A 13,458-nucleotide genomic window follows, 5' to 3' on the forward strand; every position below is an offset into this window, starting at 1 on the left:
TCGATATCGAACAATCCTCTCTCCTGCAGCGCAAAAAAAAAGGAAGTAGAAATATGGAGTCGCGTAGTCGTATTGCTGTGGTAACGGGTGGTATGGGCGGCATTGGTACGGCAATTTGCCAGCGTCTGTACAAGGAAGGATTCAAGGTAATCGTCGGCTGCAGCTCTGATTCCAGCCGCAAGGACGACTGGATTGCCAGTCAGCTGGCGGCGGGTTATCAGTTTGAGTGCATCTATGGCGACGTCACCGATTGGGAGACGACCCGCAAGTCTTTCGAGATGGCTCGTGAACAATTCGGCCCGATCGATGTGCTGGTCAACAATGCCGGCATCACTCGCGACGCCTCTTTTCGCAAGCTCACCCCGGAAGACTGGAACAGCGTGATCGGGACCAACCTGACGGGCATGTTCAACACCACCAAGCAGGTCATTGAAGGCATGCTGGCCAACGGGTGGGGGCGGATCATCAATATCTCCTCGATCAACGGTCAGCGTGGCCAGTTCGGTCAGACCAACTACTCCGCCGCCAAGGCTGGCATCCATGGTTTCACCATGGCACTGGCCCGGGAAGTCTCCGGCAAGGGCGTGACCGTCAATACCGTATCCCCAGGCTACATCCAGACCTCCATGACTGCGGCAATTCGTCCGGACATTCTCGAAGGCATGATCGCAGCAACTCCGGTTGGTCGCCTTGGCCAACCCGAAGAGATCGCCTCAATCGTAGCCTGGCTGGCTTCCGATGAGTCCGCCTACAGCACCGGTGCCGATTTCTCGGTAAACGGCGGCATGAACATGCAGTAACCCCGATCAGGGCAGGAATGCCCTGGTTTGTTCGACGAATTTTGTCTTTTCGATGAGGTCACGCATGAACGAAGTCGTAATCGTTGCCGCTACTCGTACCGCCATTGGCAGCTTCCAGGGTGCTCTGTCTGCAATTCCCGCGACCGAACTGGGTGCCGCAGTGATTCGCCGCCTGCTTGAGCAGACCGGTATCGATGCTGCTCAAATTGATGAAGTGATACTCGGCCAGGTACTCACTGCCGGCGCTGGGCAAAACCCGGCACGCCAGACAGCGATCAAGGCTGGTTTGCCACACACCACGCCTGCCCTGACCCTGAACAAGGTCTGCGGCTCCGGTCTCAAGGCGGTCCATCTCGCCGTCCAGGCAATCCGTTGCGGCGACGCGGAACTGGTCATCGCTGGCGGCCAGGAAAATATGAGTCTGGCCCCCTATGTTCTGCCCAAGGCACGCACCGGCCTGCGTATGGGCCATGCGCAACTGCAAGACAGCATGATCCAGGATGGCCTGTGGGACGCCTTCAACGACTATCACATGGGTATCACCGCTGAGAATCTGGCGCAGAAGTACGAGATCTCTCGTGAAGCACAGGATACCTTCGCTGCCGCCTCGCAACAGAAAGCCGCCGCAGCCATTGAGGGAGGGCGTTTCCAGAGCGAAATCACCCCGATCCTGATTCCTCAGCGCAAGGGCGAACCGCTGGTCTTCGACACCGACGAACAGCCGCGTATCGACAGCACTGCGCAAGCGTTGGCGAAACTCAAACCGGCATTCCAGAAAGACGGCAGCGTGACCGCCGGCAACGCTTCGACCCTCAACGATGGTGCGGCCGTGCTGTTGCTGGCCAGCGCCGCTAAAGCACAAGCGCTCGGCCTTCCGGTACTGGCACGGATCAAAGCCTATGCCAGCGCCGGTGTGGACCCGTCGATCATGGGCATTGGCCCAGTCCCGGCTACACGCCTGACCCTGCAAAAGGCCGGCTGGAGTGTCGAGGACCTGGACCTGATCGAAGCCAACGAAGCCTTCGCCGCCCAGGCGCTGGCGGTTGGCAAAGAGTTGGGTTGGGACACCAGCAAAGTCAACGTCAACGGCGGCGCGATCGCCCTTGGCCATCCGATCGGCGCGTCGGGGGCACGGATTCTGGTGTCGCTGGTGCACGAACTGATCCGTCGCGACGGCAAGAAAGGGCTGGCCACTTTGTGCATCGGCGGCGGACAAGGCGTCGGCCTGGCTATCGAGCGCTAACCAACGGCATCTGAGTAGCCCATGCGCGGACTTGGGACCCTTGTTCCGCGCATCAGGTTGGCGTCAGTCAACGCTGCCCGCATTCCTGCCGTCGCTATGCCGGAGTCCGGCAAAGCGCGGCTTTTTTCTGCCCGGCTCATCTGTATGGGCAAGGAACTTTATGGACAACAACGCACATACATTCAAAACCTATTGGTCAGGCCAGGTTCCGTTCATCGCTTCCTTTGCAGTGCAACAATTACGCCTATGGGTCAGCACTAATCCGTGGTTTTCCGGGCATGAGCACGGCGCCTGGTTCGAGCTGCCTCGCGAAACCCTGGACAGCCTTCAAGCGGACTACCAGGTTCAATGGGGCCAACTCGGCCAAAAACTGCTGACCGGCCAACCCTTCAGCTTCGATGATCGACGCTTCTCCAGCGGCAACTGGAGCGAGCCACTGTTCGGCTCCCTCGCTGCGTTTTACCTGCTCAACGCAAGCTTTCTCCTGAAACTGCTCGACAAGCTGCTGATAGACGAAAAAAAACCGCGCCAACGCCTGCGCTATCTGGTGGAGCAAGCCATTGCCGCCAGTGCGCCAAGCAATTTCCTGGTCAGTAACCCTGATGCGCTCCAGCGTGTGGTTGAGACTCAAGGTGCCAGCCTGCTCACAGGTATGCAGCATCTGGCCAGCGACATGAACGAAGGCAAAATGCGCCAGTGTGATAGCGACGCCTTCAAGGTTGGCGTCGATCTGGCGAACACCCCCGGCGAAATCGTCTTCGAGAATCACCTATTCCAGCTGATTCAGTACTACCCGCAAAGCGAAACCCAGTACCGACACCCGGTATTCGTCGTACCTCCGTCGATCAACAAGTACTACATCCTTGATCTGCGCCCGGACAACTCGATGGTCCGCCACCTGCTGGAACAGGGACATCCCGTATTCCTGATGTCCTGGCGCAACTTTGACGAGGAACACGCTGGCACCACCTGGGATGACCTGATTGAGCACGGGGTAATCGACGCCTTGCAGGTGGCCCGCGACATCAGTGGCGAGCAGCGACTCAATTGCGTGGGCTTCTGCATCGGCGGCACCCTGCTGAGCACGGCGCTGGCAGTACTTGCTGCACGCGGCGACAGGGAGATCGCCAGCGTGAGCCTGTTCACCACGTTCCTTGACTACCTGGATACCGGTCCCATCGACATATTCGTCGACGAAGAACTGGTGGCCTATCGAGAGCGCACCATCGGCGGCATGAATGGTCCCATCGGTCTGTTTCGTGGTGAGGACATGGGCAATACCTTTTCCCTACTGCGCCCCAACGAGCTGTGGTGGAACTACAACGTCGACAAATACCTCAAGGGGCAGAAGCCGATCCCGCTTGATCTGCTGTACTGGAACAACGACAGCACCAACCTTCCGGGGCCGATGTACTGCTGGTATCTGCGCCACACCTATCTGCAGAACGATTTGAAATCAGGCGAGCTGGAGTGCTGTGGGGTCAAGCTTGATTTGCGTGCAATTGACGCTCCCGCTTACATCCTCGCCACCCATGACGATCACATCGTGCCTTGGAAAAGCGCCTACGCCAGCACCAACCTGCTCTCCGGGGCCAAGCGTTTTGTATTAGGAGCTTCAGGGCATATCGCCGGCGTCATCAATCCACCGGCCAAGCAGAAGCGCCATTACTGGACCAATAATCGGGTCACGAAAAACCCGGAGACCTGGTTCAAGAATGCTGAGCAGCAACCCGGTAGCTGGTGGAATGACTGGTTCAACTGGCTGGCGGGACACTCCGGCGAGCGCCAACCAGCGGTTGCGCACATAGGGAATGACAAATTCCCGCCTCTGGAGCCGGCGCCAGGCAGTTATGTAAAGCAATGAAAGACTGAAATGCCCTGCTGCATGACTTCATGCAGCAGGTCAACTGCGGATCATTTGTTTCGGTACAAGGAGAGAGGCCCCATGAGCACCGCGTTGCGCATCAACGAAGCACTTTTGATTGCGGGCCACGCATTCGAACCTTTTCAATGCGTCGCCTGGGCCGCGCAAGGCGGTAATGGCGAACTGAGCCTGAGCATCATCGACCGGGCCAACACTCGTATTTGTCGCAAACAGATTCCAACCAGTACCTATTCCGACCCGGCACAGCTGGAAATTCTGCTGGAAGAGGTGCGCGCCGAGTTGAGCCAGGAAGGCTACAAGCTACAGTCCTGGACAATGCCAGAGTAAGCATTCTCGCGGACCGCGACCGGTGATCCGCCGGATACTCCACTCTCAAGATCATCGAAGGCAGCCTCATGCACCTGGTGTTGGAATCAGCCAGTCGTGCAGAGGGCCATGCCTTGGGCTTTCGCGATGCGGGGATCATCACTGAAATACAATGCGTCGAATGATGCGCACCGCTTGGAAACTGTCGAAAAATCAGCCTTTGGTCGCAAAGCACTGAGCCGTCCAGGGTATGGGCCAAAGCATGGGCTGAACTTTTCAGAACCGCAGAAACGAAAAAGCCCCGAATAATCGGGGCTCTAACGTTTAAATGTGGCGGTGAAGGAGAGATTCGAACTCTCGATACAGTTTCCTGTATACACACTTTCCAGGCGTGCTCCTTAAGCCACTCGGACACTTCACCGTATCTCTTCAAACAAGTTCTGTCTGTCGAGGCGCGCTAATGTAGTCGAAAGCTTTTCCGATGGCAAACATTTTTTTCAGAATTTTCATGCGGTTAACGCGATTCAGCGTTTCCGGTCGCTCGGGGCCATGGCAAACCGGCCAATCTCCGGCTTCGTGCCCTCTTCTATATAGAGGGGAATGCGCGGCAGGCACGGCGGACCAGACCTGGCGGGCAGGCAAAGGGTGACTGGCGGGTCAGTCACGGCGCTTTACCTGGCCTGCGGCGGTGGGTAACGTCTGCCCAACTTTATTGAAAGGAATAGCGTCATGAGTGAGTTGATTTCCTACCATCTCGAAGACGGTATCGCGACCCTGACCTTGAGCAATGGCAAGGTCAATGCCATTTCCCCGGATGTGATTGCCGAGCTCAACGCTGCGCTGGATCAGGCCGTGACTGATCGTGCGGTGGTGATCATTACTGGCCAGCCGGGCATTCTCTCCGGTGGTTATGACTTGAAGGTGATGACGGCCAGCCCTAAAGAAGCCGTGGCACTGGTGACCTCCGGCTCGACCCTGGCCCGCCGCCTGCTGTCGCACCCCTTCCCGGTGATCGTGGCGTGCCCGGGGCATGCGGTGGCCAAGGGCGCGTTTCTGCTGTTGTCGGCCGACTATCGCATTGGCGTAGACGGTGCGTTCAGCATTGGCCTGAACGAAGTGCAGATCGGCATGACCATGCACCACGCAGGCATTGAGATCGCACGTGATCGCCTGAACAAAGTGGCGCTTCAGCGTTCGGTGGTCAACGGCGAGATGTTCAGTCCACAAGGCGCCGTGGCTGCCGGTTTCCTTGATGTCGTGGTCTCGGCTGAAGAACTGCAAGGTGCAGCACTGGCGGCGGCTCGCCAGTTGAAGAAGATCAACATGACCGCGCACAAGAACACCAAATTGAAAGTGCGCAAGGCGCTGCTGGAGGCCCTGGACAACGCGATCATCCAGGATCAGAAACATTTGGGTTAAGCCTGGATCTGCTACAACGAAAGCCCGACCGTCGTGTCGGGCTTTTTCATACATGTCTGTGTTAAACCTCTGTAACCGCTCTAGACTGCTTCTGACCGACTGGTCGGAAACATCAGCACAAACATCGGCTATCTCCCACTTCCCTGGCAGTAATTGCCGAAAACAGTGCACATCCGTACACTGCGCCACCTTTTGTCCCGGTGGGGCCTGTAGATGCTGTTTTTGTTTCGTATGTCATTGATGGGCCTGCACTTTATCGTGGCGGGTGTGCTGGGGGTGATTCTCGGCCTGTGCCGGCCATTCAACCCGGACAACAGCCGTCTGTGTGCACGCCTGTACGCATGGCCGGCCATGTGTATTTTGCGTTTGCGGGTGAAGGCCGACGTCGGGCCGTTGATGGATAAACCGGACAGTTGCGTGATCATCGCCAATCACCAGTCCAACTACGACCTGTTTGTGTTTGGTAACGTGGTGCCCCGCCGTACCGTGTGCATCGGTAAAAAGAGCCTGAAATGGGTGCCGCTGTTCGGGCAGTTGTTCTGGCTGGCCGGCAATGTGCTGATCGACCGTGGCAATGCGCAAAAGGCGCGAAAGTCGATGTTGACCACCACGCACACCCTGCAAAACAAAGACACCTCGATCTGGGTTTTCCCGGAAGGCACACGCAACCTGGGTGAGGACTTGCTGCCCTTCAAGAAAGGCGCCTTTCAGATGGCCATTGCCGCCGGGGTGCCGATCGTGCCGGTGTGTGTCAGCAGTTACGTCAAACACATGCGATTGAACCGCTGGCGCAGCGGGAAAATTCTGATTCGTTCGTTGCCAGCGATTCCCACCGCCGGATTGAGCCTGGACGACATGCCCCTGCTGATTGCCCGGTGCCGCGAGCAGATGCGTGAATGCATCGAGTCGATGGACCGGCAACTGCAAGCCGCCTGAACAAGAAAACCCGCCTGGTGCGGGTTTTCTTTTACCTGCGAGTCTTTCCCCCAGAACTCGGCAGATTTAACTGACTCTCAAACATTGCGAGGCTAAGCTGATCCACACTGCCATTGCATTTGTTGCCACTTAAAAGCTGCCAAAAGAAGTGAATCACCATCATGGGTAGAGTTGTTGCTTCAGCGGTTTATAGCGCCGGTAAGAGAGTCACCAATATCACCCTCGACGAAGGCGCAGCCTGGGCTGCCAAGCCCGGACACTTTGTCTGGATCGGTCTCGAGGAGCCGAACGCCGAGGAGCTCTACAATCTGCAACGCCAGTTCAACCTGCACGAACTGGCGATCGAAGACGCCCTGGAAAAGCACAGCCGGCCGAAGCTGGAAACCTTCGGCGATGCGCTGTTCATCGTGACGTATTCGCCCATCCGCCATGAAGGCAAACTCGAGTTCATCGAGACACATATCTTTGCCGGCAATGGCTACATCATTACTGCGCGCAACGGCCACTCAGCGTCCTACGCCCATGTCCGACAACGCTGTGAGGCGCGTCCGCTGTTGCTTGAGCACGGGGAAGATTTCGTACTCTATGCCATCCTCGATTTTGTGATCGAGAACTACCAGCCGATGGGCGAAGCCATTCACGGGGAAATCGATGAACTGGAGCGCAATGTGTTGTGTGGCTCGCTGAATGATTACGACATCCAGAAGCTACATGGCCTGCGTCGTGATGTGTTGCGCTTGCGTCGTTATGTGGCCCCGATGATTGAGATAGGAGAGGAATTGCAGAGGCTGAGCTTCCCGTTCATCGACAAGAACATGCGGCCGTACTTTCGCGATGTGCAGATTCATGTAACGCGGCAGATGGAAGACCTGACGACGCTGGCGGATATTGCCAGCCAGACGATTGAGGTCGGGGTGCTGTTGGAGGCCTCTCGCCAGAGCGTGGTGCAACGCAAGTTTGCGGCCTGGGCGGCGATTCTGGCTTTCCCGACGGCAGTAGCGGGGATTTATGGAATGAATTTCCAGAACATACCGGAGTTGAGCTGGCACTACGGGTATTTCGGAGTGCTGGGGTTTATTACGGCGGGTTGTCTGGGGTTGTGGGCTAGTTTCAAGAAGTCGGGGTGGTTGTAGTCGAGACCGAGGTGATTGGGAAATTCGCTGGCAAGCCAGCTCCTACAATGGGTACGCAATCCCCCGTAGGAGCTGGCTTGCCAGCGAAGCTTTTGCTTCAGGTCGTTTGAGGCTTGTGCGCCACAAACCGCATCATCCACTCGGCCACCGTGGCGCCGTGGTGTTCCTGTTCCAGGCTCGCGATACCCTTGGAGTAGACCTGCTCACCCAGTGCCTGCTGGCGAATCTCCAACAAGGCGCGGGAGTAGTCGTGGATGAACTCCGGATGCCCCTGGAAGCACAGCACCTGATCGTTGATGTGGTAGGCGGCATACGGGCAGAAATCGCTGGAAGCGATGACAGTGGCGTTCTCCGGCAGTGACGTAACCTGGTCCTGGTGGCTGATCAGCAGCGTCAGTTCTTCGCGCACCGGGCTCATCCAGGGCGCCTTGGCGGCCAATTTGTAGTTGTGGGTGCCGACGCCCCAGCCTTGGGTTGCACGTTCGCTCTTGCCACCAAGCAGCAGTGCCAGCAACTGATGACCGAAGCAGATGCCCAGCAATTTGTCGCCGTGCTCGTAGCGGGTCAACAGATACTTCTTGAGGGTTTCGATCCACGGGTCGGTGCCGAAGGAGTCGGCCTTGCTGCCCGTCACCAGGTAGGCGTCGAACGTCAGGTCGTCGCTTGGGTATTCACCCTGCACCACGTTGTAGACGGTGAACTCGGCGGCAATCGGCTGCTGCGAAAACAGGTGTTTGAACATCTGCCCGTAGCCCTGATATTGGTCAACCAATTCCGGACGCAGGTGGTCGGTTTCCAGAATGCAGATGCGTAACGACATAAAAAATACCTGACACGTGATGGGAATAATGCACACCTCAGAGCCTGCCTTGAAACGCTGTGACAAGGCAAGCCCCGAAATGCAACATCTCCCCCTTAGAACGCCTCCCCTTTGGCCGCCTTCTCCAGCAGCAAGGCGGGCGGCGCGAACCGCTCGCCATATTGCTTCGCCAGATACTGGGCGCGGGCAATAAAGTCCTGCACGCCGTACTGGTTGATGAACTGCAGTGCACCGCCGGTCCAGGCGGCGAACCCGATGCCGAAGATCGAGCCAACGTTGGCATCCGCCGTGGAGGCCAACACGCCCTCCTCCACACAGCGCACGGTTTCGATGGCTTGCACGAACAGCAAGCGATCACGCACATCCTTCGGCGAAATCTGCCCATCGGTTTTCTCGAAGCGCGCCTTCAACTCCGGCCACAAGTGTTTCTGGCCGCCCACCGGATACTCGTAGAAACCTCCACCGGCAGCCTTGCCCGGACGCTTGAACTCATTGAGCAGCACGTCAATCACGGCAAATGCCGGGTGTTCTATCAGCGGTTTCCCTTCTGCTTGCAAGTCCTTGGCGGTTTGCAGGCGGATATGGCTCATCAGGCTGAGGGAAACTTCGTCAGAGATCGCCAGCGGTCCTACCGGCATGCCGGCTTTGCGCGCTTCAGTCTCGATCATCGCCGCGCTCACGCCCTCGCCCAGCATAGCGATGCCTTCGTTGGTGAAGGTGCCGAACACCCGTGAGGTGAAGAAACCGCGGCTGTCATTGACCACAATCGGGGTTTTCCTGATTTGCAGGACGTAATCGAAGCCGCGGGCCAGGGTTTCGTCGCTGGTATTGGCGCCCCTGATGATTTCCACCAGCGGCATTTTTTCCACGGGGCTGAAAAAATGCAGGCCGATGAACTTGCTCTGGTCGGGCACGGCGCACGCCAGGCCGCTGATCGGCAAGGTCGAGGTATTGGAGGCGATCACCGCGTCCGCGCCGACGACCTTCTGCGCCGCCAACGAAACCTTGGCTTTCAAATCTCGATCCTCGAATACGGCCTCGATGATCAGGTCGCAACCGGCCAGGTCGGCATCGCTTTCGCTGGTTTGAATGCGTGACAGAACGGTGTCGCGTTGCTCGAGGCTCATTTGTCCGCGAGCGACTTTCTTGTCCAGCAGCGCCGCCGAATGCGCCTTGCCCTTCTCAGCCACCGCGAGGTTGATGTCCTTGAGCACCACCTCGATACCCGCCGACGCGCTGACAAACGCGATACCGGCGCCCATCATCCCGGCACCGAGCACACCGACCTTGCGGGTGACATAAGGCGCAAAACCTTGAGGCCGCGAGCCGCCGGCATTGATTTCGTTGAGCTGGAACCAGAACGTGCCAATCAGGTTTTTCGAGACCTGGCCGGTGGTCAATTCGGTGAAATAGCGGGTTTCGATCAGGTGTGCCGTATCGAAATCCACCTGGGCGCCCTCGACCGCCGCGCAGAGGATTTTCTCCGGCGCTGGCATCGTGCCCTGGGTTTTGCTGCGCAGGATCGACGGTGCAATCGCCAGCATCTGCGCGACTTTCGGGTTTGACGGTGTGCCGCCCGGTATCTGGTAGCCCTTCACGTCCCAGCGCTGTACCGCCGTCGGGTTGGCGAGAATCCACGCCCGCGCCTTGGCCAACAGGTCTTCTTGATCGGTCGCCAGCGCGTCGATCAATCCTGCCTGCAACGCTTGTTGCGGTCGCAGTCTCTTGCCTTCAAGCAGATAAGGCAGGGCTTTTTCCAGGCCGAGCATACGTACCATGCGCACCACGCCACCACCGCCCGGCAGCAGACCGAGGGTGACTTCCGGCAGGCCGAGTTGCACTGATGGATTGTCCAGCGCCACGCGGTGATGGCAGGCCAGGCAGATTTCCCAACCGCCGCCCAATGCGGCGCCGTTGATCGCGGCGACCACCGGCTTACCGAGGGTTTCCAGGGTACGCAACTGGCCCTTGAGGGTCAGCACCATGTCGTAGAACGCTTTGGCTTGGGGCTTGCCGACCTTGATCAGTTCGTTGAGGTCGCCGCCAGCGAAAAACGTCTTCTTGGCCGAGGTGATGATCACACCGGCGATGCTGTCCTTGTCGGCCACCAGGCGCGCAACGCAGTCAGCCATGGCTTCGCGGTACACCGCGTTCATGGTGTTGGCGCTCTGACCGGGCATGTCGATGGTCAGGACAACGATCTGGTCCTGGTCTTTTTCGTAACGAATGGCTTCGTTCATAACTGGGTTCCTTGAAGTCCGGGCTCAGAGGCGTTCGATGATGGTGGCAATGCCCATGCCGCCGCCGACACACAGGGTCGCGAGGCCATAACGCAGGCGTCGGGCTTCCAGTTCATCGAGCAGCGTGCCGAGAATGGCGCAACCGGTGGCGCCCAGCGGGTGGCCCATGGCGATTGAGCCGCCATTGACATTGACCTTGTCCGGATCGACGGCCATGTCCTTGATGAATTTCAACACCACGGAGGCAAAGGCCTCGTTGACCTCGAACAGATCGATGTCTTCAACCCGCAGCCCGGCCTTGGCCAGCGCCTTGCGGGTCGCCGGCGCAGGGCCGGTGAGCATGATGGTCGGGTCGGTGCTGGTGACCGCAGTGGCGACAATCCGCGCCCGGGGCTGCAAGCCCAGCGCCCGGCCCTTGGCTTCGGAGCCGATGAGCATCAGCGCCGCGCCGTCGACGATTCCGGAACTGTTGCCTGGGGTGTGGACGTGGTTGATCCGCTCGACGCGGCTGTAGACCCGCAGTGCGGTGGCATCGAAGCCCATCTGCCCCATCATCTCGAAACTTGGCTTGAGCTTGCCCAGGCCTTCCAGGGTCGATTCGGCGCGGATGAACTCATCGTGATCGAGCAGGACGATGCCGTTCTGGTCCTGCACCGGCACCAGCGACTTGTTGAACGAACCGTCGGCCCGCGCCCGCGCAGCCTTTTGCTGCGACTGCAGCGCATAGGCATCGACGTCCTGACGGCTGAAGCCTTCAAGGGTGGCGATCAGGTCGGCGCCCACACCCTGTGGCGTGAAGTGGCTGTGCAGGTTAGTTGCCGGGTCCAGCGCCCAAGCCCCGCCATCGCTGCCCATCGGCACCCGCGACATCGACTCGACACCACCGACCACCACAAGGTCTTCGAAGCCGGAACGCACTTTCATCGCGCCGAGGTTCACTGCCTCCAGCCCCGAAGCGCAGAAACGGTTGATCTGTACTCCCGCCACACTGACATCCCAATCGGCCACCTGAGCGGCGGTCTTGGCGATGTCGGAACCTTGATCACCAATCGGTGTCACGCAGCCGAGCACCACGTCATCGACCTGACTGGTATCCAGAGCCGTGCGCCGTTGCAGCGCGGTGAGCAAACCGGCAACCAGGTTCACCGGCTTGACGCTGTGCAAGGCGCCATCGGCCTTGCCTTTGCCACGGGGCGTGCGTAACGCGTCGAAAATCAATGCTTGGGTCATGACGTCCTCGAACCGCAGTGCAGATGGGTAAATACCGAGTGCCCACTCTTGGCCCGAGCCACGTTTGATTCAATGACCGCAGCGCTCACAGACGTTGACGCTCACGCTCAGACGGACGGTAGTCAGCTACCGGATTAACCGATTCAAGACACCAAGCTGTCTAGCCAACGGGCGCCAAAGAAGCTGGCAATAGGCCTCATACCTTTTTTAAAGCGAATCGTAACGACTCCATATGAAATGGATCTAAACCAAGCGCAGCGCGGGCTCTAAGGTGAACTTGTACGAAGTTGTCGTCGGGTTTTGCCGAGGCGCTCGTCACTACAGGAAGTGCAACGCTCTGCCACCATGGAGCTATGCGGGCAGGCATCAGGAAATAACAAAAAAGGCGGTCAAGCCATGTTCAAACAATCGAAAGTACGTCAAGCCGGGCTCATCCTTTTCGCCACCACGCTGTTGTTGATATTGCCGAACCTGACCAAGGTGATCGGCTAGTCGCGTCTAAAAGATACGGCGTCACAGTTTTTGAATTGCCACTCTCAAAATGTGACTGGCCCGCTACCCGGGCCAGCGTGGCTGTGCCAATCTTGCGGCACTTGCACGACATGGACGGCGATCACTTGAAAATGCTCATTCTGCTCGGGGCCATGCTGTTCGGCTCGCCCCTGTATGCCGCACAGCTGAACCTGGAGCTGGGCGCGAACAGTCGCACCTGGCAGACCGAGCAATTGCTCAAGCATCCTCAGGTTCAAACCATCAACATCAGCAACGACGTTTCCTACAAGCGGGACATGAGTTACCGCGCGGTGCCGCTGTCCGCATTACTGACCGGCATCAAGCCTGACGACCACCTGCAAGCCGTGGCCCTGGATGGCTTTGCCGCCGAAATGGCCGCGGCGCCGTTGCTCAATACCCAGGGGGCACAGGCGTGGCTGGCGATTGAAGACCCGGCCAAACCCTGGCCACCGCTGTCGGAAGGCAAGCCAGGCGCCGGGCCGTTCTATCTGGTCTGGAGCAATCCGCAGGCCGGCAACATCAGCCCCGAACAATGGCCGTTCCAGGTGGCGAGCATCAAACGCCTGGCGCCCGTGGCCGAGCGCTTCCCTGCCCTGCTGCCCGATCCGGCGTTGAAGGCGGATGATCCGGTGAACAAGGGATTTGCGTTGTTCCAGAAGAATTGCCTGGCCTGCCATCGACTCAACGGCGCCGGGGACGCGCAATTCGGGCCGGACCTGAATATTCCGTACAACCCGACCGAGTACTTCGGCGCGGACTTCCTCCTGCGCTACATTCGCGATCCACAGAGTTTGCGCCAGTGGCCGCAGGCGAAGATGCCCGGGTTCTCGACCGAGGTGTTGCCGGATGGGGATCTGCAGATGCTTGTTGGGTATTTGCAGCATATGGGTGGGCGCAAGGTGAAGCCCTGACTCGCATGCCCTCCGTAGGAGC

The 13,458-nt window shown here is 58.6% G+C and carries 11 protein-coding genes and 1 tRNA gene; 8 read left to right on the forward strand and 4 right to left on the reverse strand.

Features of this window, described 5'->3' with window-relative positions; all coding sequences use genetic code 11:
* The first annotated feature begins 53 nt into the window (after positions 1 to 53).
* The 4 genes from phbB (at position 54) to AC1D19_RS03570 (ending at position 4,255) form a co-directional block, all read left to right on the forward strand.
* Positions 54 to 800 (forward strand): acetoacetyl-CoA reductase, encoded by a 747-nt coding sequence (phbB, locus tag AC1D19_RS03555; protein ID WP_477752574.1) that lies wholly within the window; start codon positions 54 to 56, stop codon positions 798 to 800.
* 64 nt (positions 801 to 864) lie between these two features.
* On the forward strand, positions 865 to 2,043 hold the full coding sequence (locus AC1D19_RS03560) for an acetyl-CoA C-acetyltransferase (RefSeq protein ID WP_477752573.1): 1,179 nt from the start codon (positions 865 to 867) through the stop codon (positions 2,041 to 2,043).
* A gap of 160 nt (positions 2,044 to 2,203) precedes the next feature.
* Positions 2,204 to 3,907 (forward strand): class I poly(R)-hydroxyalkanoic acid synthase, encoded by a 1,704-nt coding sequence (gene phaC / locus AC1D19_RS03565; RefSeq protein ID WP_477762407.1) that lies wholly within the window; start codon positions 2,204 to 2,206, stop codon positions 3,905 to 3,907.
* 81 nt (positions 3,908 to 3,988) lie between these two features.
* Positions 3,989 to 4,255, forward strand: coding sequence for a hypothetical protein (locus AC1D19_RS03570; protein ID WP_477752571.1), 267 nt, complete (start codon positions 3,989 to 3,991; stop codon positions 4,253 to 4,255).
* A gap of 310 nt (positions 4,256 to 4,565) precedes the next feature.
* On the opposite strand, the gene AC1D19_RS03575 is transcribed toward AC1D19_RS03570, so the two are convergent.
* Positions 4,566 to 4,655, reverse strand: a tRNA-Ser gene (locus AC1D19_RS03575).
* Positions 4,656 to 4,963: 308 nt separating this feature from the next.
* On the opposite strand from AC1D19_RS03575, the gene AC1D19_RS03580 reads away from it, so the two are divergent.
* From AC1D19_RS03580 to AC1D19_RS03590, 3 genes are all read left to right on the forward strand, one after another.
* Positions 4,964 to 5,653 carry a crotonase/enoyl-CoA hydratase family protein gene (locus AC1D19_RS03580; RefSeq protein WP_477762408.1) on the forward strand — a complete coding sequence of 230 codons (690 nt, stop codon included), beginning with the start codon at positions 4,964 to 4,966 and terminating at the stop codon, positions 5,651 to 5,653.
* 213 nt (positions 5,654 to 5,866) lie between these two features.
* The gene (locus AC1D19_RS03585) at positions 5,867 to 6,589 is read left to right on the forward strand and encodes a lysophospholipid acyltransferase family protein (RefSeq protein WP_477762409.1); all 723 of its coding nucleotides are present in this window, start codon (positions 5,867 to 5,869) and stop codon (positions 6,587 to 6,589) included.
* A gap of 161 nt (positions 6,590 to 6,750) precedes the next feature.
* Positions 6,751 to 7,722, forward strand: coding sequence for a magnesium and cobalt transport protein CorA (locus AC1D19_RS03590; protein WP_477762410.1), 972 nt, complete (start codon positions 6,751 to 6,753; stop codon positions 7,720 to 7,722).
* Between the two features lie 97 nt (positions 7,723 to 7,819).
* Here the strand turns inward: AC1D19_RS03590 and AC1D19_RS03595 are convergent, their stop codons facing one another.
* The 3 genes from AC1D19_RS03595 to AC1D19_RS03605 form a co-directional block, all read right to left on the reverse strand.
* Positions 7,820 to 8,542, reverse strand: a complete 723-nt coding sequence (locus tag AC1D19_RS03595) for an amidotransferase (RefSeq protein ID WP_477762411.1) — start codon at positions 8,540 to 8,542, stop codon at positions 7,820 to 7,822.
* 95 nt (positions 8,543 to 8,637) lie between these two features.
* On the reverse strand, positions 8,638 to 10,782 hold the full coding sequence (locus tag AC1D19_RS03600; RefSeq protein WP_477762412.1) for a 3-hydroxyacyl-CoA dehydrogenase NAD-binding domain-containing protein: 2,145 nt from the start codon (positions 10,780 to 10,782) through the stop codon (positions 8,638 to 8,640).
* 24 nt (positions 10,783 to 10,806) lie between these two features.
* Complete coding sequence (locus AC1D19_RS03605; protein WP_477762413.1) at positions 10,807 to 12,012, reverse strand: acetyl-CoA C-acetyltransferase; 1,206 nt, start codon at positions 12,010 to 12,012, stop codon at positions 10,807 to 10,809.
* A 602-nt stretch (positions 12,013 to 12,614) separates the two neighbouring features.
* Between AC1D19_RS03605 and AC1D19_RS03610 the strand changes: the two genes are divergently transcribed.
* On the forward strand, positions 12,615 to 13,436 hold the full coding sequence (locus AC1D19_RS03610; protein ID WP_477762609.1) for a c-type cytochrome: 822 nt from the start codon (positions 12,615 to 12,617) through the stop codon (positions 13,434 to 13,436).
* The last annotated feature ends 22 nt before the right edge of the window (positions 13,437 to 13,458 follow it).

This window comes from Pseudomonas sp. P1_C12, from assembly GCF_056406435.1.

Bases quoted from the DNA above. Each gene is read 5' to 3' on its own strand.
- AC1D19_RS03585 (WP_477762409.1), top strand. From the start codon at position 5,867: ATGCTGTTTTTGTTTCGTATGTCATTGATGGGCCTGCACTTTATCGTG.
- AC1D19_RS03590 (WP_477762410.1), top strand. From the start codon at position 6,751: ATGGGTAGAGTTGTTGCTTCAGCGGTTTATAGCGCCGGTAAGAGAGTC.
- AC1D19_RS03610 (WP_477762609.1), top strand. From the start codon at position 12,615: ATGGACGGCGATCACTTGAAAATGCTCATTCTGCTCGGGGCCATGCTG.
- phbB (WP_477752574.1), top strand. From the start codon at position 54: ATGGAGTCGCGTAGTCGTATTGCTGTGGTAACGGGTGGTATGGGCGGC.
- AC1D19_RS03605 (WP_477762413.1), bottom strand. From the start codon at position 12,012: ATGACCCAAGCATTGATTTTCGACGCGTTACGCACGCCCCGTGGCAAA.
- phaC (WP_477762407.1), top strand. From the start codon at position 2,204: ATGGACAACAACGCACATACATTCAAAACCTATTGGTCAGGCCAGGTT.
- AC1D19_RS03570 (WP_477752571.1), top strand. From the start codon at position 3,989: ATGAGCACCGCGTTGCGCATCAACGAAGCACTTTTGATTGCGGGCCAC.
- AC1D19_RS03560 (WP_477752573.1), top strand. From the start codon at position 865: ATGAACGAAGTCGTAATCGTTGCCGCTACTCGTACCGCCATTGGCAGC.
- AC1D19_RS03595 (WP_477762411.1), bottom strand. From the start codon at position 8,542: ATGTCGTTACGCATCTGCATTCTGGAAACCGACCACCTGCGTCCGGAA.
- AC1D19_RS03600 (WP_477762412.1), bottom strand. From the start codon at position 10,782: ATGAACGAAGCCATTCGTTACGAAAAAGACCAGGACCAGATCGTTGTC.
- AC1D19_RS03580 (WP_477762408.1), top strand. From the start codon at position 4,964: ATGAGTGAGTTGATTTCCTACCATCTCGAAGACGGTATCGCGACCCTG.